Below are 25,610 nucleotides of genomic sequence, written 5' to 3' on the forward strand. Positions count from 1 at the left end.
ACAAATATCCGCTTGGGAAACCAAACGGATTTTTCTATTCTCAAAACATCTGCCAGAAGAAATCAATAATATAGGTCAAACCATAAGTATAAACCACTAGGGTAAAGGGCTTGGTCAAAACAATGATAATCATATAGCGTTTGAAGGTCATCTTGGTGAGGGCAGCCAGCATGCAGAGAAAGTCAGCTGGGCTAACTGGCCAGATCATCATAAAGATAAAGAACCGCTCGAAGCGATTGCCCTTATCTAGCCAACCGATGTACTTGTCATAGGTGCGCTTGCTGACGACAGACTGGACAAAGGCAGCTCCATAGAGGCGCACGAGGTAAAAGATAATGGCACAGCCAATCACGATGCCGATATAGTTATAAACAGTCCCGATGATATGTCCGTAAATAAAGACCCCAGCCACTGAGGTCAAAGCTCCCGGAATGATCGGAACAACGGTTTGTAGGATCTGTAAAAAGATAAAGAGTGGTGGCCCCCAAACCCCAGCTTGCTGGATAAAGGCCGATAGGGTTTCCTTTGACTGTAAGACTCCTGCCTGATAGGCCCAAATGCAGAAAATCAAGGTGCCGACTCCCCCGACGATAGACGAAATATTGATGACTTGCTGCAGAAGGGGAGAAACAGCTTTCATTTGTTTATGCTGTGACATAGAAACTCCTTATAGATAGTATGGTTCTACTATACCATATTTTTCTTATAAAGACTAATTTGATTCCTTATCTTGCTTTTTATATAAGTGTGGTACAATTAAAGGAGTAAGTCAAGAGATATAATGGTGAAAGAAATGTTAGATTTAAATTTTAAAGGAAGATGGAGAAAGTACCAAAAACAGGTCTTGGATCGTTTTCAAGACTATCAAGCAGATGGCCATGTTCACCTAGTGGCTGCACCAGGGTCTGGAAAGACCACCATTGGTATCGAGCTAATCGCTCGTTTTGGCAACCCAGCCCTTATCTTGGTTCCAACTGTCACCATTCGTGAACAATGGGTAGATAGAATCCAAGATGCTTTTCTAGAGGATGGTCAGAGGCTTTCAGACCTCGTTTCCCAAAACTTAAAGGAGATGAAGGCACTAACGATTGTGACCTATCAGGCTTTTCATAGCGCTATGAACCAATTGCAATCACAAGAAGATAGCGAATCAGAGGATTTTGTGGGGTTTGATTTGCTTGCAAGCCTAAGAGCTCAGAAAGTTGCTACTCTTTGCTTGGACGAATGCCACCACCTGCGCAATGAATGGTGGAAAAGTCTGGAATCCTTTCGCAAGCAGTATGGACCGCTGCAAGTCATCTCCCTGACAGCTACACCACCTTATGACAGCGAACCTGAACTCTGGGAACGCTATATCCGAATGTGTGGGGAAATTGACCAAGAAATCACGGTACCTGAACTAGTCAAGGAAGACACCCTCTGCCCTCATCAGGATTTTGTTTATATCTGTTCACCAACAGCTGAAGAGTCGGAACACCTCAGGCAGTTTGAAGATAGAAAGTGGGAGTATATCCATCAGCTTTTGGTCAATCCTGACTTTCAAGCTCTAGTGTCAGGTTCAAAGGTACTCAAAGGAGACATTTCATCCGATGTTCTACTAGAAGACCCTAAGTACTTGTCGGCTATTTTGATCTATATGCATTCTCAAGGCTTGACCATTCCTGACTCTTTAGAGAATCTTTTGGGGGCGAAACGTCTGCCTCAGGTGAACTCCTACTGGCTCGAGCTGTTGTTGCAGAGCGTTCTCTATCAAACTCCAGATTGGTACGAGGATTCAAATGGATTTAGGGAAAAGTTAGAATCGGAGTTAAAAGCACGGGGGTTGATCGAACAGCGACAGGTTTCTCTAGTCAAGTCCAAGTCTAGGGACAAGATTTTAAATCAGTCTTTGGGGAAATTGTCTGGTATTGCAGATATTTTTCTGACTGAGTATAAGAGTATGGGACAAGATTTGCGACAACTCGTCTTGGCGGATTATATTCGCAAGGATTTTGCCACCTATCTGGGAGATAATCAGGCAACCATTTCTCAGTTGGGAGTTCTTCCTTATTTTGAAAGCATTCGTCGGAAAGCTCAGGAGCATGAGATACCTGTATCTTTGGCTGTCTTGTCAGGGAGTGTCGTTATTCTTCCCACCAATGCGGCAGCAGAGTTGAAGGAACTCTTGCCTCAGGTTCATCTTAGTTTTTCGTCTATTGGTCAGTTAGACCAAGAGGATTATGTGCAGGTGGGATTTCCTAGTACGGCTAAGGGTATTGTAGGGGCGGTGACGGAACTTTTTCAACGAGGGCGGATCCAAGTCCTAGTCGGAACCAAATCTCTCCTCGGAGAGGGTTGGGATGCTCCTTGTGTCAATTCCCTAATCCTCGGAAGCTTTGTGGGGAGCTTTATGCTGAGTAACCAGATGCGGGGGCGTGCCATTCGTATCTGGCCGGGACATCCAGAAAAGACCAGTAACATCTGGCATCTGGTAGCCGTTCAAGCGCAAGCATTCATCACTCTTCCTGGTGAGGAGCCAAGACCAGAGAGCAATCAGGATCTGCAAACCTTGTCTCGTCGTATGGAACATTTTCTTGGACTGGCCTATAATCAGGAGAGTATTGAGACCGGTTTGGATCGTTTGGATTTTCCAAAGCCCCCTTTTAAGAAAAAGCAAATCAGAGAGTATAACGAACGGATTAAGATGTTATCCAAGGATCGAGCAGGTTTGCGCAAAAAATGGTACGATTCTCTCGTAGTGGCAGATCAATTTGAGATTGTCACTGAAGTTGCGACTCAAAAACAGAAAATTCCAATCATGCTCCAGTTTGATGCATTAAAATGGGTTCGCATGTCATTACTCTTGTTGGCAGTTGATTTATTGGTCTTGCTATTTAGACTGAGACTGATCGGTGTTTGGTGGCTTACAGCAGCCTGTCTCCTCTTTTTGGCCTTTGCATCGTGGCGCTACCTCCGCTATAAGAGTCCCTATAAACGTTTGCAATCTCTGGGTGAGCAGATCCGAAAGGCTCTGCTAGATTCGGGGCATCTAACAGATGACCAATCTCGTGTTCAGGTAGAGGAGGATAAGGAAAATTATTTGGTTTTCTCCTATCTCAAGGGAGGTAGTATGAGAGATAAGGAATTGTTTGCGCAGACTGTGGGAGAATTCTTTGCTCCAGTGGACAACCAGCGCTATCTCTTGAAGACAGAGAAAGTCCGACAAGGTCAGTCACCTTACTATGTCGTGCCTAGTCTTTTTGACAAGCGCAAGGAAGATGCACAGAAATTCCTAAACTTTCTGATGCCTACTATCGGACGCTATCACCTCGTCTACACACGAACAGAGGCCGGACGGAAAATCCTTCTCGAAGCTCGTATCAAAGCTCTCTCTAACAAAAACGACCGTATCTTGACTAAGAAGAAGGTTAAAAGCCGATTAGAGTAGGGGCGTATGGGAAAATCCATCTGAAACATGATATAATATAGTAAAATTGTGCATTATAAAGGAGAGAATGATGCAAGTAAAGCCAGAACTGGAGATAGAAAAACAACTGATTACCCAACTGGTAACTGGGGAAAGCCAATGGACTTATAGGGAGGACCTCAAAACAGAAGACCAATTATGGGACAATTTCTTTGAGAAACTAGCCCAAAACAATGTGGCTCTTCTAGCAGACCATCCCTTGACAGAGCAGGAAAAACGTCAGATTCAGAACCAATTAAACTTTGTCAGTTACTATGATGCTGCTAAGTGGTTGGTCGGTGAAAACGGCATTGCCAAAGTCGAGGTTCAAAGAGAAGATGCTAGCCTAGGTACGATTCGTTTATCAGTTATCTGGCGAGATAATATCGCAGCAGGAAAGTCTAGCTACGAAGTTGTCAATCAAGTCCAGAGAGAAAAAGTAAATCCTCTGGACCAAGACCGTAGGCTGGATGTTACTCTTCTTATCAATGGCTTGCCCATGATTCAAATTGAGCTCAAGAGTTCCCAAGCAGCATTTATCGATGCTTTTCACCAGATTAAAAAATATGACCGTGAAGGGAAATTCCGTGGCATCTACTCTAGCTTACAGATGTTTGTTGTGACCAATAAGGTCGATACTCGCTATATCGCTGCAGCTCGTGAAAATAAACTCAACAAACAATTTCTAACCAAGTGGGTGGATAAGGACAATCATCCTGTGACAAACTTGACCAGTTTTGCCCATGAAGTTCTTTCTATCCCTCGTGCTCACCAGATGGTCATGCAGTATTCGGTCATTGATGATAGCAAGAAATCTCTCATCCTCTTGCGCCCCTACCAGATCCATGCTATCGAAGCGGTCCAGGAAGCTTCACGCCAGCAAGCATCAGGCTATGTCTGGCACACAACAGGTTCAGGAAAGACCCTGACTTCCTATAAGGTAGCGAGGAATCTCCTTCAGATTCCGTCTATCCAAAAGACGATTTTTGTCGTTGACCGCAGGGACTTGGACCAACAAACCACTTCATCCTTCCTCTCTTATGCGACCAATGACGTCATTGATATCGATGAGACGGATAATACCCATGATTTGGTCAAGCGACTAGGTAGTAATGATAAGCGTGTGGTGGTAACTACCATCCAGAAAATCACTACTATGATGCGCAAGTTTGACCAAGGTCTTTACCAACGAGATGCGGACAAAATCAAGGGTCTCCGAGTGACCTTTGTAGTGGATGAATGCCACCGTGCCGTGACGCCACAAACACAAAAAGACATTAAAGCCTTTTTCCCACAGTCTCTCTGGTATGGTTTTACAGGAACGCCAATCTTTAAGGAAAATAAACGCCAGCAGGTCGGCGATCTAGCCCAAACCACCCAACAACAGTATGGAGACCGTCTCCATGAGTATACGGTCAAGGAAGCTATCCATGACGGAGCTGTCTTAGGATTTAAGGTAGACTATCGCAATACCCTCATCACGGATCAGTCTGAAAATGAAATACCTGATAGCGTCTATGAGAATGAGGAACACATGCTGGAAGTCTTGGATGCCATTATCAATAAATCCCGTCAACAACTGGGCTTCCAAAAAGGAGTGGGTAAGACCTACAATGCTATCTTGACTGTCAAGTCAATCCCTCAAGCCCAAGCCTACTATGACCTACTCAAACGAGTCAAGGCTGGGGAGACGAGAGTCAAGGTATCAGAGAGGGTCAAGCAGGTCCTTCCTGACTTTCCAAAGGCGACCATCACCTACTCCGTTACGGAGAATGAAGAAGACTCAAGAGTCAACCAAGACCACATGAAGCAGGTCTTAGAGGACTACAACCAAGAGTTTGATACTCACTTTACCATGGCGGACCTTCGTGGTTTTAATACGGATGTCAATAACCGTCTGGCTCGAAAACAGGATAAGTATCTCTATCGCAATGAACAGCTGGACTTGGTTATCGTTGTCAATCGTCTCTTAACGGGATTTGATGCCCCTTGTCTATCGACCCTCTTTATCGACAGAAAGCCCATGCAACCGCAGGACTTGATTCAGGCCTTTAGCCGAACCAATCGTATCTTTGATAACAGTAAGACCTATGGCCATATCATCACCTTCCAAAAACCCCTAGCCTTTAAGGAAGCAGTAGATAATGCCCTCAAACTCTACTCAAATGGTGGAGAAAATGAGGTCCTAGCGCCGAGTTGGGAAGAGGAAAAGAGAAACTTTTTGCGGAGTTGCAGTGATTTCCAAAATCTCATCACCGATGATCCGGAGGAAGGGCTTCAAATCGAGCAAATCTCTACACCTGAGTTGAGAAAGCTCGCCAAGGCCTATCAAGTCTTTGATAAATATCTAGCCTCTATCCGAGTGTATAAAGAGTATGATGAGGAAGAAATCTATGCCCAGACAGGACTCAGTGCAGAAGAATTGGAAGTCTACCTAGGCTTTTATCAAAATATCCTTGCTGAGTTAAAAAGCCGAAGAGATGATGGTGATGAGGATGGGGAGCCCCTTGATATTCACTATGAACTGGAGTCTATCCAAGTGGATGAGATCAACTATGCCTATATCCTAACCTTGATCCAAAGCCTAATCGAGCAAGGTCAGAGTCAAGAAAAGAACCTAAGCGATCAAGATAGAGAAGCAGTGGATACCTATATTCAGAGCCTTGAGAAGACCAATCCAAATCTTGCCCAGATCATTACTGAACTTTGGAGAGAAGTCCAAGCAAATCCAGAAAGCTATCGTGGTCAGTCTATCGCAAATATCTTGGATCAGATGATCGAGGCAGTTATCCAGCAACATATCCAAGTCTTTAGCAAACGTTGGTATGTCGGAGAGGATGAACTCCGTTACTATGTCGAACACTACCGCAAGGGAGCTAAAAAACAACTAGGAGAAAGCCAGCTGACCAAGAGCCAGCGTTATCAGGACTATAAAGTTGAGGTGGCAGATGCCCTCAATCCTCTCCTCTATAAAAAACAAATCAAGGAAGCCTGTAAGCAACTTGTCGAAGAAGTCATTGAGCCGTTGAGAGTTGGGAGGTAAAAGGAGAAGTTGTGGATAGATTGTTAGATAGTTTTAGAACTGTATTTGGTAATGGATTTCTAAAATATTTTAAGGAACAAGACAAGAAACATAAATATTTAAAATTGGATGACTATCAAAAAGTAATTCAGAGGTTTATTGAGGATGAACAGTTTTTTCGAACCAACTATTATAGTGGAACACATGTCCATTTTACTCGTTTTCTATTTGTTAGTATTGAGAATTTTAAAAATAATTACAGAACAATAAATTTTACAGAATTGGATCATAAAGATAAGTTGATCTGGCAATTGGAACATATCATCCCTCAAAGTAAATTTGAACCGGGAGATTCTGACAAGAATAATTTAGGAAATTTAACTTTATTACATAGAGATATAAATGTAAAAATATCAAATGAAAATTTTGAAGAAAAAAAGGAAGCTTTACATGATGAAAATGAGTTAAAGTTTTACATTAACGAAGTTTTTAGAAGAAATAATTTTAAGAAATCTGATATTGATAAGAGATCAAGTGATTTAAAAAATGATTTAGTTGATATTATTAATAATCATTTTGATGAATATTGTGAAACCGTGTTGAAAATAAAGAATATGGAGAAAAAATAATGAGTAGTAACGTAGAACATGGAAAGATATATCACTATGTAAGTAATGATAATATTCTGCGCGATTTAACTGAGGAGCAACAAATAAAATCATTAAGTACGTTCATTAATAAGCAATTTTTGAGTAAAAATCTGGTCATATTTGTCGGTTCAGGTTGTTCATCAGGTGCAATTCCGCTTATGTCTAAAACTATGAGTGATATTATAGAGAATAATAAAGATGTTTATGAAAAAGTAAAAGAATTTATAAATGCTAAAGACTTGGCTTATCTTATTAGAAACTTAAAATTATGTAATAAGTGGTTAGAGGAAAATAAAAAAGACAATGAAAATGAAATTAAAATAATTAATGACGTATTGGAAAAAGCAGAACAAAGTAATGATAATATAGGTGAATTTGTAAGTACTCTGTCCAAGGAACAACTATATTCGATAGATAAATATATTTATAAAACTTTTTCAGATATTGAGAGTTTACTCAACTGGTTACAAAGCGGTTTAAGTTTTCAACCAAGCAATGATGATTTGAAATCAGTAATTAATACTTTGAAAGGTGAGTTTTTAAAAACTATACCATCTTTGGATGATGATAAATATAAAGATAATGAAACAATAAATACTTATAATAAATTTTATCAATCTGTTTTTAAATATAGAACTGAGTTGAGTAATAAAATCAACATAGTGACAACGAACTATGATTTGTTTAATGAATATTCATTAGAAAGCAACCGCATTGTTTATTCAACAGGTTTTGAGAATACTTTATATAGAAACTTTAATGTAAATTCATTTAAGCAAAGGGTAGTAGATGATACAAATAGATATAAGGATGTATGGCAACCCACTTCTAAAGAAGCTAATTTATTAAAAATACATGGTTCAATTAATTGGACTTCTGATGAAAGTGGGCAATTAATCCAAAAGGATCTTTTTAAACAGAGTGATGAAGAAATTATTATTTATCCAACAATGTTAAAGCATAGACAAACTGCACAAGCTCCATATTCAGAACTGTTTAGAGAGTTTGCAAATGTACTTCAAGTTCCAAATACAGTCCTTATTGTTATGGGATATGGTTTTCCTGACGAGCATATTAATAACATCATTTCTCAAAATCTAAAACATCAAGATTTTACTTTGATTGTTTTGGGTAATAAATCAGAAAATAATATGAAGAAATTTTTCGATGAATTTAAGACTCAAGATGGATTTCATTTAATCGGAGGGGATACGTCTTGCGATGGAGTAAAAGCCCACTACTTTAACTATATTGTTGATAAAATAATAAATTATACTCCAAAGATTGAATCAGAACAAGAGGGAGAAGATTTAGATGAATAGTATTGGGCGAGTAGTATCAGTTTCATATGACAGATTGATTTTTGAAGTAAGTGACTTTGAAAAATTAATTTATAATTTTAAAGGGGAAATTTATATCGCGCAAGGAGTTATAGATTATGTCACAATAAAAAGCCAATTTGGAGATAAATTTGTTTACCAAGTTGTTAGAGTGGAAGACAAGGAAATTAAAATTGTTAATGATGAAAAATCAAAGTTTGACTATGTAGGAAGATTTGAATGTGTTCCAGTAGGAATATTAGAAAACGACAAAATTAGCTTTAATCTAAAAAAATATCCCTTTTTACAAGATAGAGTCTATTTATCAAGTGATGAGGATTTGCAGAAGGTATTTTCTATTGAGAACAGAGAAACATCAATTTTATTAGGAACAATCCAAGATAAATATGATGCGCAAATTAATCTAAATAAATTGATTACTCATCATTCTGCTATTTTAGGTAATACTGGCTCTGGAAAATCTACGACAGTTAGAAAAATAATTAAAGAAATAGCAACTAAAGAAACTAGTAACTTATATTTAAATATTTTTGATATTCATAATGAATACTCTCAGATAGACGGTGTAAATAATATTGATGTATTGGAAGATTTTTCGATAAAAATAGAGTCATTAGAGTTGCAAGATTGGTTGAATTTGATAAAACCATCAGAACTTGTACAGTTGCCTGTGGTTCAAACAGCATTGAAATTGGCTTATTGTCTATCAGAAGGCAAATTAGATAGAGAAAAATTAAGTTGTTTTATAGCCTATAACTTATATCACAATCAACAATCTGATGCGGTAGCTAAGAGATCAAAGATTATTGGTATTTTAGCAGGGACAGGAATTAGCACTGAAAAGTACAATTCTCAATTCGGGAACTTTAGTCAAAAAGATGAGCAGGACTTCAAATCTAGTTTAAAGAGTAATATGTATGTAAGTCATTCAGAAATAACTAAAGAAATCGAGAATGCTAGATATACAATAAATAGTTTTGCAGACTTGTTTGAAGCTTTAAATTTTGTATTTCTCCTAGAAGAGTGTCAGGGGAATACTCAAGCAAGAGGGTATTCAGCAACTCTTGAAACTAGAATTAAACACATTCAATTCAGATATGGTGGTCTATTTAAAGTAAAAAAAGAAGATAGTGGTGAAGTAGCTAAACAATCAAAAATTACAGTATATAATGTTTCGGGTTTAGATGATGACTTATTATTGTTTTTTACCACTTATATGTTAAAAAAAGAGTTCAAAAATAGCTCTGAAAAAGAGATAAAAGATAGGGATGTCAATTTATTTATTTTTGAAGAAGCACATAGATATATATCAAAATTAAACGAAAATAGTCTATTTGGTGAAGTTGAAGTCTTTAAAAAGATAGCTCGTGAGGGTAGGAAATTTGGTTGTTTCTTGCTGTTATCTAGCCAGCGTCCTAGCGAGTTATCTTCAACTGTTCTTTCTCAATGTAATAATTATTTAATTCATCGAATTAAAAATAATGTTGACTTAGAATATCTTCTGAAAACGATCCCCTATATAAATAAAAATCAGTTAACAAGGTTTTCTTATTTACCGACTGGGACAGCATTTATAGTGGGTGAGTTATATCCTATTCCTGTTGAAGTAGCTGTTGATGGAGAGGATGAAAAAGATATTACAGTTACTCCACAGGTGAAATTTAAGGGTAAATCTAAAGTGTTAAAACAGTCAGAAAGAAGTGATTATGAAAAATCAGAATAAAAAAATTCCCAAAATTAGATTTGAAAGTTTTGAAAAAAGGTGGGAGTCATACCAATTAAGTGAATATTCAAGTTATCGGAGAGGATCCTTTCCCCAACCTTATGGAAATAAGGAGTGGTATGGGGGAAATAATGCTATGCCATTTGTTCAAGTTGTGGATGTTCTAGAAAATTTAAGATTAGTAGCCGATACAAAGCAGAAAATTAGTAATTTAGCCCAACCAATGAGTGTATTTGTTCCGTCTAATTCGGTAATTGTAACTTTACAAGGAAGTATAGGAAGAGTTGCAATTACTCAGTATGATGCTTATGTAGACAGGACTATTTTAATTTTTGAGGATTATATTTCACAAACTAATAAAGAATTTTGGGCATATACTATACGAAATAAATTTGAAATTGAAAGACAGAAAGCACCGGGTGGAACAATCAAGACGATAACAAAAGAAGCTTTATCTGATTTTAAAGTATTAATTCCAAGTTATTCTGAACAATCTGCCATTGGCTCCCTTTTCCGCACTCTCGACGACCTTCTGGCTAGCTACAAGGACAATCTTTCCAACTACCAAGTTCTCAAGGCGACCATGCTTTCCAAGATGTTTCCCAAAGCTGGACAGGCAGTTCCTGAGATTCGTATGAATGGATTTGAAGGTGAGTGGGAAAAAGTGAAGCTGAAAGATGTAACTGAGAGTATTGAATACGGATTAAATGCCTCAGCTAAGGAATTTGATGGAGAAAATAAATATATTCGTATAACTGATATAGATGATGTTTCTCGTAAATTTAAAGAAGATAGTATAACCTCTCCAGACATTAACGTAAGTGAATGCGACAACTACCTATTGTGCGAGAAAGATATATTATTTGCTCGTACTGGTGCAAGTGTTGGGAAAACGTATCTTTATGACATAAAAGATGGCAAAGTTTATTTTGCCGGTTTCTTGATTCGTGCTCGAATAAAAGAAAAATTTGATTCAAAATTTATTTTTCAAAATACATTGACTGATAGATTCACACAGTATGTAAAAGTAACTTCTCAAAGATCGGGGCAACCAGGAGTTAATGGTAAGGAGTATGGGGGATATGAGTTGTATATCCCAAAATACAAAGAACAACAAGCCATCGGTGCCTATTTCTCAAACCTAGATAACCTTATCAACTCTTACCAAGAAAAAATTTCTCAGCTAGAAACACTGAAAAAGAAACTCTTGCAGGATATGTTTATATAAAGGAGTGCAGTAAAATGTCAAAAGTAAAATCAGAAACTCTAAAGAAAGAAGAAAAACCTGTAGTAGCAATTTGCTATGATTTTGATAAAACCCTGTCTCCTGATGATATGCAAGCCCAAGGATTTATACAGAAGCTCGGGTATGAAATCAGTGAATTTTGGAAGAAATCCAATGGTTTTGCCAAGGCTAATAATATGGACAAGAACCTTGCCTATATGTTTACGATGAAAACAGAATCTGAAGGGAAAGTCTTATTTACAAAAACAGAGTTAGCCAAGTTTGGATCAGTGGTGGAACTATTCCCAGGAGTCGAAGACTGGTTTGAGCGTATTCGAAAATATGGTGAAGAAAACGGAGTTATTGTAGAGCATTATATCATTTCATCTGGTTTGAAAGAAATGATAGAGGGAACATCAATAGCTAAAAATGGTGCTTTTAAGAAAATTTATGCAACTTCTTTTTATTGTGATGAAAAGGGTGTCGCAGTCTGGCCTGCTCAAGTTGTTAACTACACCAATAAGACTCAATTTCTTTTTAGAATTACCAAAGGTATTTTAGATGTCAATGACGATGCGGTGAACGATTTTTTTGCTGAAAGTGATTTACGAGTTCCTTTTAGAAATATGGTCTATTTAGGGGATAGTGATACAGATATTCCATGTATGAAGCTAGTCAAAACAAGAGGTGGCTACTCTATCGGTGTATTCAATCCAAAAACCAATGACAGAAAAAAAGTCCACAAAATGACTCAGGATAACCGCATTGATTATTTTGTTCCAGCGGATTACTCAGAAAATACAGAACTTGATAAACTAATCAAGACGATTATTAAAAAGACGGCTTATAATGAATTGTTAGAAAACAAGAAAAATACTGATAAACTTGAAGCAAGCTTAAGAAAGCGAAAAAGAAATCCAAAACTAAGGTAATTGTTTGATAAATTAAAAGAATACCGATTAAGATTTATCGACGCTAGTATATTTATATACATAAAGGAGCATTCATGGTATCTGTAACACAACGTATAAAAGAAATTAACCAACCTCGAGGTGGTTATCTGCCCATCAAGTTATTTTCAGTAGAGCAGTTCGAAGATCACAGAGTTCTGCATCTGGTAGAGTCTGTATCTCCTAGTTTAGTGGGGATTTGTGTGGACTACTTGACCCGTTTTATGAAAGGGGCAGAAGCCCGTGATGCTTTCAGAATTTCTCTCCTGGGAGCTCAGATGGTGGGCATGGGAGACCTAGCAGAAGCACTGCTCGATTTGGTGACAGGATTGGATGACTTATCGATAGAAAGTGCTTGTCGTTTAGCTTCTTTTGATGTTGTTTTTCGTGCAGGGGTTAAGTATTATAAACCTTTTGAAGAAATTATGGTGGATGCAGAAACGATAGAGAATATTCGTATCATGGTAGAACGAAGCCTTTGCTTTTTCGACCTCTATGGTCCTTTGGTAAAGGATGGCTTTCATTTTCTTGGAGGTTATACAGACACGATTGATAAGGGTGATGGAGATTTTCTGACCAAGGATACATTATGGGATTTTAAGGTGACTAAAACAGCTCCTAATAAAGACCATACACTACAAGTCCTTGTGTACTATATCATGGGACTACATTCCTTTGATCCCGATTTCCTTGCTATTGAAAATCTTGGATTTTATAACCCTAGAAAAAATATCGTTTATCAACTTCCAGTTTCCTCTATTCCTTTAGATTTGATTCGAACGATTGAGAACGAAGTGATTTGTTATAAATGATTGCTTGTTTAAAATAATTAATTGTAAAACTTAGAAAGAAACACTATGGAAACAACACAAACTTCCCAGTCGCTCTACCAAGCCCTGTGGAACTCAGCGGATGTTCTCCGCTCTAAGATGGATGCAAACGACTACAAGTCCTATCTCTTGGGCATGGTCTTTTATAAGTATCTGTCAGACAAGATGCTCTTTTTCGTGGCTGAGACCATGGAAGAAGGGACAGATAGTCTTGAGGATGCCCTTGAGGTCTATCGCAACTACTATGAGGATGCGGATACTCACGAGGATCTCCTCTCTGTCATGAAGGATGAACTCAACTATAGTATCAAACCCGACTTGACCTTTACGGCTCTGGTAGCGCGTGTCAATGAGGGGACTTTCCAGCTGGAAGATCTAGCGCAAGGTTTTCGTGATATCGAGCAGAGTGACGACCTCTATGAAAACCTCTTTGAGGATATTGATCTCTATTCCAAAAAGCTAGGGGCAACTCCGCAAAAGCAAAACCAAACGGTGGCAGCGGTTATGAAGGAGTTGGCTGTGCTGGATGTGGCTGGTCATGCAGGCGATATGCTGGGGGATGCCTATGAGTATCTGATCGGTCAGTTTGCAACTGACTCGGGTAAGAAGGCTGGTGAGTTCTATACGCCTCAGCCTGTTGCCAAACTTATGACTCAGATTGCTTTTTTGGATCGTGAAGACCAGCAAGGCTTTACCATCTATGATGCGACCATGGGTTCTGGCTCTCTCTTGCTCAATGCCAAGAAATACTCTCATAAACCGCAGACAGTTGTCTACTTTGGTCAGGAGCTCAATACCTCGACCTATAACCTAGCTCGGATGAACATGATTCTGCATGGCGTTCCAGTTGAGAATCAATTTCTACACAATGCCGATACACTGGATGAAGACTGGCCGACACAAGAGCCGACCAACTTTGACGGTGTTCTCATGAACCCTCCATACTCAGCCAAGTGGTCAGCAAGCTCTGGCTTCCTGAATGATCCTCGTTTCTCTCCGTTTGGGAAACTGGCGCCCCAGTCTAAGGCAGATTTTGCCTTTCTCTTGCATGGTTACTACCACCTCAAGCAGGATAATGGGGTTATGGCTATCGTCCTTCCTCACGGTGTTCTTTTCCGTGGCAATGCGGAGGGAACCATTCGTAAGGCCTTGTTAGAAGAAGGTGCTATTGATACGGTTATCGGTCTACCTGCTAATATCTTCTTTAATACCAGCATTCCGACCACGGTCATCATTCTCAAAAAGAACCGTACCAATCGTGATGTCTACTTTATCGATGCCTCTAAGGAGTTTGATAAGGGGAAAAATCAAAATATCATGACGGATGCTCATATCGAGAAGATTCTGGAAGCCTACAAGTCTCGTGAGGAGATTGATAAGTTTGCCCACCTAGCAAGCTATGAAGAAATTGTCGAAAATGACTATAACCTCAATATCCCTCGCTATGTAGACACCTTTGAGGAAGAAGAAGTCGAACCACTGACAGACATCGTCAGCAAGATTAACGAGACAAATAAAGCAATCGAAAGCCAAACAGCTTTTCTACTTGAAATGTTGAACCAACTCCACGGAACCACACCAGAAGCTGATGCTGAACTTAAACAGTTTTTGGAAAAATTTAAAGGGTGATGGCGTAATCGATTCGCTCATATTCCGCTCATTTTTTAGATACAACTTTGTTTCCATATTTCCTGGAAACGGATAGAAAACAAGGAGAAACATGGAACAAACTAATCAAAAATCTCAGTGCCAGCAACTCTGGGCTAGGAACAAATACCTCGTTTTGAGTCATTCCAGCAATATTTACAATGAGATTCGCCAGTACTTGAAGAATGAACAAGTGGAGCTGAGTCTGGTTCAAGAGATGATTGACCGCGCCTGTCAAATCCCAGAACACAGGGGTCAGGTTTGCAATGCTTTTCAGCATATATGGGGCTATTTCAAAAAGAAAGCGACAGATGTTGAGCGCAAGGACTATATGCTCTTGCTGGATCGCTACCGCTTTGGTCAGGCTTCTAAGGAAGACTTGATTGCCAAGACTCGAGAGTTGCTTGAATGCTATCCGAATACCTACTTGCAACATGCGACTTTACTGAAAGGAGACACCCATGAGACTTTGGCATGAGGCTTTGATTTCACAACTTCCCCGTCCTCAACTTTTGGGACAACATCGAGAGTGTTGCGCTCTACGTGGCAATGGCTGGGGGAGAAAGCATGCGACAGTGGACTATGTCTTTACTCACTCGCCTTATCACCTCTATGCCTATCATCGCTTGATCATGGAGGAGATGGCTAACCGTGGCTATAATGTCAGTCCAGAGTGGCTGGACAAGAACTACCGTGGTAAGACCTGTCCTTCCTATGAAAACTTAGCAGAAGAAAAGCTGAAAAGTCCTATCTATAGCGAACATGATGCTGCCTACTATGAGGAGTGTCTGGCTAATCTTCGTGAGAAAGGGATTGAGCTGAAGTAAGAGTCAGGATTGGCTCCACATTATAACTCTTCTCGTAATTTTTTCGAATAATAAAGATGAGACCTTTAGAATGATTCTAAGGTCTTCTTTTTATGAGTGTTAGGATTTACTTTTAATAACTTTTTAGTTATAATTTAATTAAAAAGAGGTTGCTTGGTGCATACGATTTACTTCTATCTATAAGGACAAAAATGGAAACGAGCCAGTCTTGGATTATATGAGAGAATTGGCCGATCGTAAAAGTAAGGATAGTCGCATTAAACTCCATAAACTAAACGACTATATCGATTTGGTTAGTCAGCATGGGACTAGAGCAGGTGAACCCTATATCAAACATTTGGAAGATGAGATTTGGGAGCTTAGGCCTCTTAGGGATAGGATATTATTTGTGGCTTGGCTTGGTGGGAGTTTCGTTCTCTTACATCATTTTGCCAAAAAGACTCAGAAAACTCCTAGAAGAGAAATTGAAAAAGCCAAGCGTGAACTGAAGGACATAAAAGAAAGAGGGTTAAGTGATGAAGAATAGTGCCATTGGAAGTAATTGGAAGGATGTCCGAACAGAACTATTTACCAAGGAGGAAATCCTTGAAAGTGATATGCGAGTGGCCATCATGAGTGAGTTGATAGAAGCTAGACATGAGCAAGGTATCAGTCAGAAAAAGCTAGAAGAACTCAGTGGAGTGAGCCAGCCTGTTATAGCTAGAATGGAAACAGGAAAGACCAGTCCTCAGTTGGATACGGTCTTAAAAGTCTTAGCCAGTTTAGGAAAGACACTAGCAGTCGTACCACTTGAACAGGAAAAAATTGATAGAGATGAGATTACTTAGTTTGCTAAAATCATCCACAGAACAATTTTACCTTCCGTCTGCATTTTTTCAGGGAAATATCAGAATTACAAAAGAAAACCAACCTATAGTCTTTTCTAATAACAAGCCATAGTCACTGATGAGAATCGTCAATAGCTCGTTTGAGCATTCTAACTAAAATACAGCAATAAAACAAGCAATACAAAGGATTTGAGAAGCTGGTCTCAAGTCTTTTTCTTTTGTTTAAAACAGTGGTATAGTTTCAAACTATATCAAAGCCTAATTATTTACAATTATACAGACAGTTTCTTTTCTGTTAAGATAGTTTCAACAACAAATTTTGGAGGACACATCATGTCAACTACGATCATCGGTTTCCCTCGTTTGGGCGAATTCCGCGAATTAAAATTTACAACTGAAAAATACTTTAGAAAAGAAATCTCAGAAGAAGAACTCCTTGCAGCAGCAAAAGAATTGCGTGCAAAACACTGGAACATTGTCAAAGAAAAAGGCATCACTGAAATCCCATCAAATGACTTTTCTCACTATGACAACTTCCTTGATGCTGCTTTCCTTTTCAACGTAGTTCCTGCATCAGTACAAAACTTGGACTTGTCTGACCTTGAGCGCTACTTTGCTTTGGGACGTGGTTACCAAGGAGAAAAAGGGGACGTGCGTGCCCTTCCGATGAAGAAATGGTTCAACACCAACTACCACTACATCGTGCCTAAATTTGAAAAAGACACTCAGGTTAAACTTGCTGGTCACAAGATTTTCGATGAGTTCCAAGAAGCTAAAGAACTTGGTCTCAACACTCGTCCTGTTCTTGTAGGTCCATTCACTTTCCTTCAATTGTCAGACTTTGAAGAAGGCGTGAAAGCAGAAGACTTTGTAGATAGTTTAGTAGTTGCTTACCAAGAAGTTTTTGCGAAATTGGCTGAACTTGGTGCGACTCGCATCCAACTCGACGAAGCGGCTCTTGTCAAAGATTTGACAGCTGAAGAAAAAGCTCTCTTCTTGAACCTATACAACAAGCTTTTGGCTGATAAAAAAGGTCTTGAAGTCTTGCTTCAAACTTACTTTGGTGATGTTCGTGACGTCTACTCTGACCTTGTGAACTTGCCAGTAGATGCCATCGGTTTGGACTTCGTTGAAGGTAAGAAAACTCTTGAACTGGTTAAAGGTGGTTTCCCAGCTGACAAGACTCTTTATGCAGGTATTGTCAATGGTAAGAACATCTGGCGCAACAACTACGAAAAGAGTTTGGCTGTTCTTGAGCAAATCCCAGCTGAAAACATTGTCTTGACAAGCTCATGCTCACTTCTTCATGTGCCATTTACAACAGCTAATGAAGAATTTGAACCAGCTATCTTGAACCACTTTGCTTTTGCAGTTGAAAAATTGGAAGAACTTCGTGACTTGGATGCTATCCGCAATGGTCAAGGTGCAGAAGCTCTTGCAGCTAACAAAGAACTCTTTGCGACTGAACGTGTTGGTGAAAATGCGGAACTTCGTGCGCGCATCGCTGGATTGACAGACGCTGACTACACTCGTTTGCCAGCCTTTGCTGAACGTGAAGCCATCCAAGAAGAAGCTTTCAAACTTCCAGCTCTTCCAACAACAACCATCGGTTCATTCCCTCAAACTAAGGAAGTTCGTGCCAAACGTTTGGCTTACCGTAAAGGTGAATTGTCGCAAGAAGAGTATGACGCTTTCCTTGCTGAAACCATCGACGAATGGATCAAATGGCAAGAAGAAGTTGGATTTGACGTGCTTGTTCACGGTGAGTTCGAGCGTAACGACATGGTTGAGTACTTCGGTCAAAACTTATCCGGTTACCTCTTCTCTAAGAATGGTTGGGTGCAATCTTACGGTATGCGTGGAGTTAAACCACCAATCATCTGGGGTGATGTAACTCGTCTTAACCCTATCACTGTGAAATGGTCTAGCTACGCACAAAGCCGTACTGATAAACCTGTTAAAGGTATGTTGACTGGACCGGTTACCATCCTTAACTGGTCATTCCCACGTGAAGACATCTCTATCAAGGACTCAACTCTTCAAATCGCTCTTGCCATTAAGGATGAAGTTCTTGACCTTGAAGCTGCTGGTGTGAAAATCATCCAAATCGACGAGGCTGCTCTTCGTGAGAAATTGCCACTCCGTCGTAGCGACTGGTACGAAGACTACCTTGACTGGGCTATTCCAGCCTTCCGCTTGGTACACTCTACAGTTGCGCCAGATACTCAAATCCACACCCACATGTGTTACTCAGAATTTACAGATATCATCCCAGCTATCGACAACATGGATGCGGACGTTATTTCCTTTGAAGCAAGCCGTTCAAACCTTGAAATCTTGGACGAACTCAAAGCGAAAAACTTCCAAACAGAAGTGGGACCTGGGGTTTACGATATCCACTCTCCTCGTGTGCCAAATGAAGGCGAAATTGACCACACAATCGATGCTATTCTTGCCAAAGTACCAAGCAAGAAAGTTTGGATCAACCCTGACTGTGGTTTGAAAACACGCGGTATTCCAGAAACAAAAGAAAGCTTGATCCGCCTTGTCGAAGCAGCAAAAGCTGCGCGTGAGAAATTGTAAGATTCGATTTCTCTCTTGACACTGTTTGATCAAGGAACTGCTTGGCCCAAGCCGGCTTAGCAATCATGAAATCAAAAAGAAAAGGATAATGACTATGTCACGCCAAACTCCGTCACTTTCATTTGAAGTGTTCCCTCCAAACCCAGCTGTGGGTAATGATAAAATTATTTCAGCCTTGCAGGATATGCGGGAGCTGACACCGCACTTTATCAGTGTGACCGCCAGCAATAATAAATTCAATATCAAGGAAACAACGGTTCGTTTGACAGACTTTATCCAAAATGATTTGGCGATTCCAACCATTGCCCACTTGCCAGCTATCTATCTGACTAAGGAGAAGGTTGCAGAGACACTTGCGGACTTGGACAAGGTTGGTGTGCGAAAAATCTTGGCTCTACGTGGGGATATTATCCCTGATGTGGAACCACAAAAGGATTTCCGCTACGCAACGGACTTGATTGAGTTTATCAAGGAACAAGCTCCTCACTTTGATATTGTTGGAGCTTGCTACCCAGAAGGGCATCCAGATTCACCAAACCAAATCTCAGATATTCAAAATCTCAAGAAGAAAGTGGATGCAGGCTGTTCAAGTCTCGTAACACAACTTTTCTTTGATAATGAGCGTTTCTATGATTTCCAAGACAAGTGTACCTTGGCAGGGATTGATGTTCCCATTCATGCGGGAATCATGCCCATTCTTAACCGTAATCAAGCGCTTCGTCTCTTGAAGACTTGTGAGAATATCCATCTTCCACGCAAATTTAAAGCAATCTTAGACAAGTATGAGCATGACCCAGAGTCGCTCAGAGCAGCAGGACTTGCCTATGCAGTGGATCAAATCGTGGACTTGGTAACCCAGGATGTCGCCGGTGTGCATCTTTACACCATGAACAATGCTGAAACAGCAAAATACATCCACCAAGCAACCCATGCCTTGTTTAATCATCAGTCTTTAGGATAATCGATTCTTTTAGCACTTCGTCTAAAGTGGTTAGGCCGCAGCAAATCTTCGATTTCATGGCTAAACTGCAAGCCTTGGTCTTTCAGTTTGCCTGTAACGTTAGCGAGACTAACCTTACTTTAACCACTGAGACGACAGCTTGTCATTTACTTGCTTTTTAATGAAAAATGACAGTTGTGAGAGCTAAAGAATTCGCTAAATAAAATAAACAACAAACCATTCCTCTTTTCATGGGGGAATGGTTCCTTTTTAATAGAAAAGCCCGCACTTTTTAAGAAAAATATGATAAAATAGACTCTGTACGTACTTGATACAAAGATGAGGGTATTTAAGTTATTAAGGTTGCAAAAACTCAACTTTAAATGTCCAAAATATCTTGAGTAACTGAACACGCCTACAACTCTATGGAAAAAGATAAATCTATCTAGGAGCAGTCGCTCCGTCGTTCGATTTCCTATTTTCCTTTGAGTTGCTTAACGGCTTAGTATCTTGATCTTTGTAGGCAAGGCGTATAATTTCATCAATCCAAAGGGGATTAAAATGACAAAACAAGTGTTTCAAACGACTTTTGCGGGTCGTGAGTTAATCGTAGAGACTGGTCAGGTTGCTAAGCAAGCAAATGGCTCTGTTGTCGTGCGTTATGGTGAGTCAACTGTCTTGACTGCGGCCGTTATGTCTAAGAAGATGGCAACTGGGGATTTCTTCCCACTTCAAGTCAACTACGAAGAAAAAATGTATGCGGCTGGGAAGTTTCCTGGTGGCTTTATGAAACGTGAAGGACGTCCTTCAACAGATGCGACTTTGACAGCGCGTTTGATTGACCGTCCGATCCGTCCTATGTTTGCGGAAGGTTTCCGTAACGAAGTACAAGTAATCAATACAGTGCTTTCATACGATGAGAATGCGTCTGCTCCAATGGCGGCTATGTTTGGTTCATCCTTGGCACTTTCTATCTCAGATATTCCGTTTGACGGACCTATTGCTGGGGTACAAGTGGGCTATGTAGATGGCCAAATCATCATCAACCCGACACAAGAACAAGCAGAGCGTTCGCTTCTTGAATTGACAGTTGCAGGTACCAAGCACGCTATCAACATGGTTGAGTCTGGTGCCAAAGAATTGTCAGAAGAAATCATGTTGGAAGCTCTTCTGAAAGGACACGAAGCTGTCAAAGAATTGATTGCCTTCCAAGAAGAAATCGTTACTGCGGTCGGTAAGGAAAAAGCAGAAGTGGAATTGCTTCATGTGGATGCTGACTTGCAAGCTGAAATCATCGCAGCCTACAACAGCGACCTCCAAAAAGCGGTCCAAGTTGAAGAAAAATTGGCTCGTGAAGCTGCAACTCAAGCAGTTAAAGACCAAGTGACTGCGGTGTATGAAGAAAAATATGCGGACCACGAAGAATTTGACCGTATCATGCGTGATGTGGCTGAAATCTTGGAACAAATGGAACACGCTGAAGTGCGCCGTTTGATTACAGAAGACAAGGTGCGTCCTGATGGGCGTAAGGTCGATGAGATCCGTCCTTTAGATGCGCAGGTTGACTATCTTCCTCGTGTACATGGTTCTGGCCTTTTTACTCGTGGGCAAACTCAAGCTCTTTCAGTCTTGACCTTGGCTCCGATGGGAGAAACTCAAATCATCGATGGTTTGGACCCAGAGTACAAGAAACGCTTTATGCACCACTATAACTTCCCTCAATACTCTGTAGGGGAAACTGGTCGTTACGGAGCCCCTGGTCGTCGTGAAATTGGTCACGGTGCTCTTGGTGAGCGTGCTCTTGCTCAAGTCTTGCCAAGCTTGGAAGAATTTCCATACGCTATCCGCTTGGTAGCAGAAGTCTTGGAATCAAATGGTTCTTCTTCTCAAGCCTCTATCTGTGCGGGTACTCTTGCCCTTATGGCTGGTGGTGTGCCAATCAAGGCGCCAGTAGCTGGTATTGCAATGGGACTTATCTCAGATGGAAATAACTATACAGTATTGACAGATATTCAAGGTTTGGAAGACCACTTTGGAGACATGGACTTTAAGGTTGCAGGTACTCGCGACGGGATTACAGCCCTTCAAATGGATATCAAGATCCAAGGGATTACTGCAGAAATCTTGACAGAAGCCCTTGCTCAAGCCAAGAAAGCACGTTTTGAAATCCTTGATGTGATCGAAGCTACTATTCCAGAAGTGCGTCCAGAATTGGCTCCAACTGCTCCGAAAATTGATACTATCAAGATTGATGTGGACAAGATTAAGATTGTCATCGGTAAGGGTGGAGAAACCATCGACAAGATCATCGCTGAAACAGGCGTTAAGATTGATATCGACGAAGAAGGAAATGTGTCTATCTACTCTAGCGACCAAGATGCCATTAACCGTGCCAAAGAAATTATTGCTGGTTTGGTTCGTGAAGCTAAGGTGGACGAAGTTTACCATGCCAAAGTTGTTCGTATCGAGAAATTTGGTGCCTTTGTCAACCTCTTTGACAAGACAGATGCCCTCGTTCACATTTCGGAAATGGCTTGGACACGTACCAATAATGTCGAAGATTTGGTGGCTATTGGAGACGAAGTCGATGTCAAAGTTATCAAGATTGACGAAAAAGGACGTGTAGATGCTTCTATGAAAGCTCTTCTTCCTCGTCCACCAAAACCAGAACACGATGAAAAAGGTGAAAAGGCTGAACGTCCTCACCGCCCACGTCATCAAAAGGACCACAAACCTAAGAAAGAAGTTACAGAAACACCAAAAGATTCAGAATAAGAAAAGGAGAAATGTATGGGATGGTGGCGCGAAACCATTGATATTGTAAAAGAAAATGATCCAGCGGCGCGCACCACTTTGGAGGTTCTACTGACTTATCCAGGTGTCAAGGCCTTAGCGGCTCACCGTCTCTCGCATTTTCTTTGGAAGCACGGCTTCAAACTCCTGGCTCGGATGCACAGTCAGTTTTGGCGCTTTTGGACCCAAATCGAGATTCATCCGGGTGCCCAGATTGACTCAGGTGTTTTTATCGACCATGGTTCAGGTCTGGTGATTGGAGAGACGGCGATTGTTGAAAAAGGCGTTCTTCTCTATCACGGAGTGACTCTCGGTGGGACAGGGAAAGACTGTGGCAAACGCCATCCGACTGTGCGTAAAGGAGCTCTCATATCGGCCCATGCCCAAGTTATCGGGCCAGTAGAAATCGGTGAAAATGCCAAAGTCGGTGCAGCAGCAGTTGTCGTGGCAGATGTACCTAGTGATGTAACAGTTGTCGGTATTCCGGCTAAGATCGTCCGCGTTCATGGACAGAAGGATGAGCCTATCATCCACGAAGTCGAAGAAAAACGAGAGTACTACGTCAATAAACTCGAGCAGGCTAAAGAAGCCAGTCACAGATCGTCGGGGTTGTAGAGGATACCTATATGATTCAAGCAAGAAATAAGTTGAGCCAAGAAGAGTTATTTGAAGCGAAAAAACTAATTGACTGTTGCCAAGCCTATGATGGAACTTATCGTGATCCCTATCTTTCTAACATGCTTAATTTTGACCCAAACATGCCCGCCTTTTTCCTTTATTATGAAAAAGGCGAACTTGTTGGTCTATTAACTGTCTATGCTGATGACCAAGATGTGGAAGTGACGATACTGGTTCATCCAAATCATCGCCGTCAGGGAATTGCGCGTGCTTTGTTTACGAGTTTTGAGAAAGAAACGGCTTCTTTCCCTATTCGTTCAGTTACTTTTCAGACAGAACGTATTTTTCTAGAGCGTCATCCTGATTTTGTCAGCAACTGGGGATTGGTCGAGGATGAAGATACAGAAACCTGGTTAGGTAAGGATAGAAGACCTTATCCGTTAACAAAACTTTCCAATCTTGAAGTTTTGTTAGCAGATAGTTCATATCAGGAGCAAATTAGCCAGTTAAAATTTCAGGCATTTTCAGAGGAGCATGAATTGAGAGAAGTTGTGGATAGATATGTCGCCGAAGCTCTGAAGGATCCAGAAAGTCGTCTATATATTTTATTAAAAGACGGTCAGGTTATTGGAACTTGTACGGTAGATTTATCGACTAATACAAATTACCTCTATGGTTTGGTAATATCGGAACCTGAACGTGGAAAAGGCTATGGAAGCTACTTCGTAAAATCTCTTATCAACCAACTGATTGAGCAAAATGATAAGGAATTTCAGATTGCAGTAGAGGACAGCAACGTAGGTGCCAAGCGCTTGTATGAAAAAATCGGCTTTGTCAAACAGACACAGGTAGTTTATCTGAATGAGAAAGAGTAGAAAAATGCTATTAGAAGAATTCGAAATGTACCTGCTGTTATCGAACCAACTGATCGAAGTATTCGTGGTGGTGGAGAAATCTGTGACACGATTATTTTATCTTTTAATGGAGAAATCGTTGAACGAGTAAAGCAGTTTGAAGATATTTACGAAGGTGGCTATCTAACCAATCTAAATGGCAGACTTCCATGGTATATCTATGAAAAAGATGGGAGAAAGGTAGCAGTTGCTATAGCTACGATTGGAGCCCCAATGGTTGTAGGTCTCTTAGAAGAACTCAAAGCAAGAGGATTTAAGAACTTTATTGTTTTGGGTTCTTGCGGAGTTCTAGATCAGTCTATTCAGGCAGATAAGATTATCCTACCAAGTTCAGCTCTACGTGATGAAGGTACAAGTTACCATTACGCTCCTCCAAGTGATGAGATAGCTTATGATGAAACTTTGCTCTTAACTATGGAAGGAGCCTTGAACAAATCTTGCATCGAGCATATCCGCACCAAGTCTTGGACGACTGATGCCTTTTATCGGGAAACGCCTGATAAGATCAAGCGTCGCTTGGCTGCCGGTGCCCAAGTGGTGGACATGGAAGCTTCAGCTATCATGGCTTGGAGCCAATTTCGCAAGACCAAGGTCTATCAATTCTTCTACACAGCTGACTATGTGGATCATCATAACCGAACCTGGGATGCCCGCCATGAAGATCGGACAGCTGATGCCATGACTTTTTTCACTATCGCTTTGACAATAGCAAAGGAACTAGAAAGGTAACTACAAGAATGGCAGTATATTTTTACGGCTGTATCACCATGGATGGCTACTTGGCAGACAGCCAGCACAGGATAGACTGGCTGCATCAGCTTGGTTCTGTAGAGGATACAGGCTATGATGATTTTTACAGGCAAATGGATATCACCATCATGGGCAAGCGGACCTTTGAGGAAATCCAAGATTTGCAAGATGTAGAAAGTTTTTATCAAGCTACGGAAAACTATGTCTTTACGCATGATAGGCACCTGCCTGTTAGCAATTACCAGCCAGTAGCTGGGGATGTGGTGGACTTTGTTCGCCAGATTGACAAAGGCAAAAATGTCTTTGTGATTGGTGGTAATTCCTTGGTAGGACCGCTCTTGGATGCGGATCTTTTCGACCACCTCATTATTCAGATAGCACCCCTTATCCTAGGAAAGGGGGTTCCCCTCTTTACCCAAGAGGAAGGGCAGCGCTTTTACCAACTGGATAACCTCAGACAATTTGGCCCATTTGCAGAGCTGGTTTTCAGCCGAAAAAGTCAGAAATAGAGAAGGGAGTGGACCGC

The 25,610-nt window shown here is 40.6% G+C and carries 19 protein-coding genes and 2 pseudogenes; 20 read left to right on the forward strand and 1 reads right to left on the reverse strand.

What is annotated here, in order from left to right:
- Positions 1 to 40: 40 nt before the first annotated feature.
- Entirely contained in the window at positions 41 to 658 is a 618-nt protein-coding gene (locus FQT28_RS02190) for a TVP38/TMEM64 family protein (RefSeq protein WP_132973566.1), read from the reverse strand.
- Positions 659 to 793: 135 nt separating this feature from the next.
- Between FQT28_RS02190 and FQT28_RS02195 the strand changes: the two genes are divergently transcribed.
- The 20 genes and pseudogenes from FQT28_RS02195 (at position 794) to FQT28_RS02300 (ending at position 25,593) form a co-directional block, all read left to right on the forward strand.
- Positions 794 to 3,427, forward strand: coding sequence for a DEAD/DEAH box helicase family protein (locus FQT28_RS02195; RefSeq protein ID WP_143989276.1), 2,634 nt, complete (start codon positions 794 to 796; stop codon positions 3,425 to 3,427).
- A 67-nt stretch (positions 3,428 to 3,494) separates the two neighbouring features.
- Positions 3,495 to 6,488 carry a type I restriction endonuclease subunit R gene (locus FQT28_RS02200; protein WP_143989277.1) on the forward strand — a complete coding sequence of 998 codons (2,994 nt, stop codon included), beginning with the start codon at positions 3,495 to 3,497 and terminating at the stop codon, positions 6,486 to 6,488.
- Between the two features lie 11 nt (positions 6,489 to 6,499).
- Positions 6,500 to 7,096: an HNH endonuclease family protein gene (locus FQT28_RS02205; RefSeq protein ID WP_143989278.1), complete on the forward strand. Its 597-nt coding sequence runs from the start codon at positions 6,500 to 6,502 to the stop codon at positions 7,094 to 7,096.
- Entirely contained in the window at positions 7,096 to 8,439 is a 1,344-nt protein-coding gene (locus FQT28_RS02210; RefSeq protein ID WP_143989279.1) for an SIR2 family protein, read from the forward strand. Before FQT28_RS02205 ends, FQT28_RS02210 begins: the two co-directional genes overlap by 1 nt.
- On the forward strand, positions 8,432 to 10,180 hold the full coding sequence (locus FQT28_RS02215; RefSeq protein ID WP_143989280.1) for an ATP-binding protein: 1,749 nt from the start codon (positions 8,432 to 8,434) through the stop codon (positions 10,178 to 10,180). Before FQT28_RS02210 ends, FQT28_RS02215 begins: the two co-directional genes overlap by 8 nt.
- Positions 10,164 to 11,408, forward strand: a complete 1,245-nt coding sequence (locus FQT28_RS09980) for a restriction endonuclease subunit S (RefSeq protein ID WP_221928125.1) — start codon at positions 10,164 to 10,166, stop codon at positions 11,406 to 11,408. Before FQT28_RS02215 ends, FQT28_RS09980 begins: the two co-directional genes overlap by 17 nt.
- A gap of 14 nt (positions 11,409 to 11,422) precedes the next feature.
- Positions 11,423 to 12,319: pseudogene (locus FQT28_RS02230) on the forward strand (HAD family hydrolase); the annotation flags it as partial.
- A 92-nt stretch (positions 12,320 to 12,411) separates the two neighbouring features.
- Entirely contained in the window at positions 12,412 to 13,167 is a 756-nt protein-coding gene (locus FQT28_RS02235; protein ID WP_143989282.1) for a hypothetical protein, read from the forward strand.
- Positions 13,168 to 13,212: 45 nt separating this feature from the next.
- The gene (locus FQT28_RS02240) at positions 13,213 to 14,814 is read left to right on the forward strand and encodes a type I restriction-modification system subunit M (protein ID WP_143989283.1); all 1,602 of its coding nucleotides are present in this window, start codon (positions 13,213 to 13,215) and stop codon (positions 14,812 to 14,814) included.
- A gap of 91 nt (positions 14,815 to 14,905) precedes the next feature.
- Positions 14,906 to 15,310 (forward strand): YbgA family protein, encoded by a 405-nt coding sequence (locus FQT28_RS02245; RefSeq protein ID WP_143989284.1) that lies wholly within the window; start codon positions 14,906 to 14,908, stop codon positions 15,308 to 15,310.
- On the forward strand, positions 15,294 to 15,659 hold the full coding sequence (locus tag FQT28_RS02250; protein ID WP_143989285.1) for a TIGR02328 family protein: 366 nt from the start codon (positions 15,294 to 15,296) through the stop codon (positions 15,657 to 15,659). The genes FQT28_RS02245 and FQT28_RS02250 overlap by 17 nt, the downstream gene beginning before the upstream one ends.
- Positions 15,660 to 15,876: 217 nt before the next feature.
- A complete protein-coding gene (locus FQT28_RS02255) occupies positions 15,877 to 16,185 on the forward strand; it encodes a type II toxin-antitoxin system RelE/ParE family toxin (protein WP_143990053.1) in 309 nt (102 codons plus the stop codon).
- Entirely contained in the window at positions 16,175 to 16,486 is a 312-nt protein-coding gene (locus tag FQT28_RS02260; protein ID WP_185952343.1) for a helix-turn-helix domain-containing protein, read from the forward strand. Before FQT28_RS02255 ends, FQT28_RS02260 begins: the two co-directional genes overlap by 11 nt.
- 333 nt (positions 16,487 to 16,819) lie before the next feature.
- Positions 16,820 to 19,069: a 5-methyltetrahydropteroyltriglutamate--homocysteine S-methyltransferase gene (gene metE, locus FQT28_RS02265; protein ID WP_143989286.1), complete on the forward strand. Its 2,250-nt coding sequence runs from the start codon at positions 16,820 to 16,822 to the stop codon at positions 19,067 to 19,069.
- A 94-nt stretch (positions 19,070 to 19,163) separates the two neighbouring features.
- Positions 19,164 to 20,030: a methylenetetrahydrofolate reductase [NAD(P)H] gene (gene metF, locus FQT28_RS02270; RefSeq protein WP_143989287.1), complete on the forward strand. Its 867-nt coding sequence runs from the start codon at positions 19,164 to 19,166 to the stop codon at positions 20,028 to 20,030.
- Between the two features lie 540 nt (positions 20,031 to 20,570).
- A complete protein-coding gene (gene pnp, locus FQT28_RS02280) occupies positions 20,571 to 22,784 on the forward strand; it encodes a polyribonucleotide nucleotidyltransferase (protein WP_125450336.1) in 2,214 nt (737 codons plus the stop codon).
- Positions 22,785 to 22,799: 15 nt separating this feature from the next.
- Positions 22,800 to 23,417 (forward strand): serine O-acetyltransferase, encoded by a 618-nt coding sequence (gene cysE / locus FQT28_RS02285; protein WP_125416353.1) that lies wholly within the window; start codon positions 22,800 to 22,802, stop codon positions 23,415 to 23,417.
- Positions 23,418 to 23,428: 11 nt separating this feature from the next.
- The gene (locus FQT28_RS02290) at positions 23,429 to 24,295 is read left to right on the forward strand and encodes a GNAT family N-acetyltransferase (RefSeq protein ID WP_125416351.1); all 867 of its coding nucleotides are present in this window, start codon (positions 23,429 to 23,431) and stop codon (positions 24,293 to 24,295) included.
- 4 nt (positions 24,296 to 24,299) lie between these two features.
- Positions 24,300 to 25,063: pseudogene (locus tag FQT28_RS02295) on the forward strand (nucleoside phosphorylase).
- An 8-nt stretch (positions 25,064 to 25,071) separates the two neighbouring features.
- Positions 25,072 to 25,593 (forward strand): dihydrofolate reductase family protein, encoded by a 522-nt coding sequence (locus FQT28_RS02300; protein WP_125424703.1) that lies wholly within the window; start codon positions 25,072 to 25,074, stop codon positions 25,591 to 25,593.
- The last annotated feature ends 17 nt before the right edge of the window (positions 25,594 to 25,610 follow it).

Origin of the sequence: Streptococcus oralis, from assembly GCF_901543815.1 — a bacterium.
GTDB classification, from domain to species: Bacteria; Bacillota; Bacilli; order Lactobacillales; family Streptococcaceae; genus Streptococcus; species Streptococcus oralis_CM.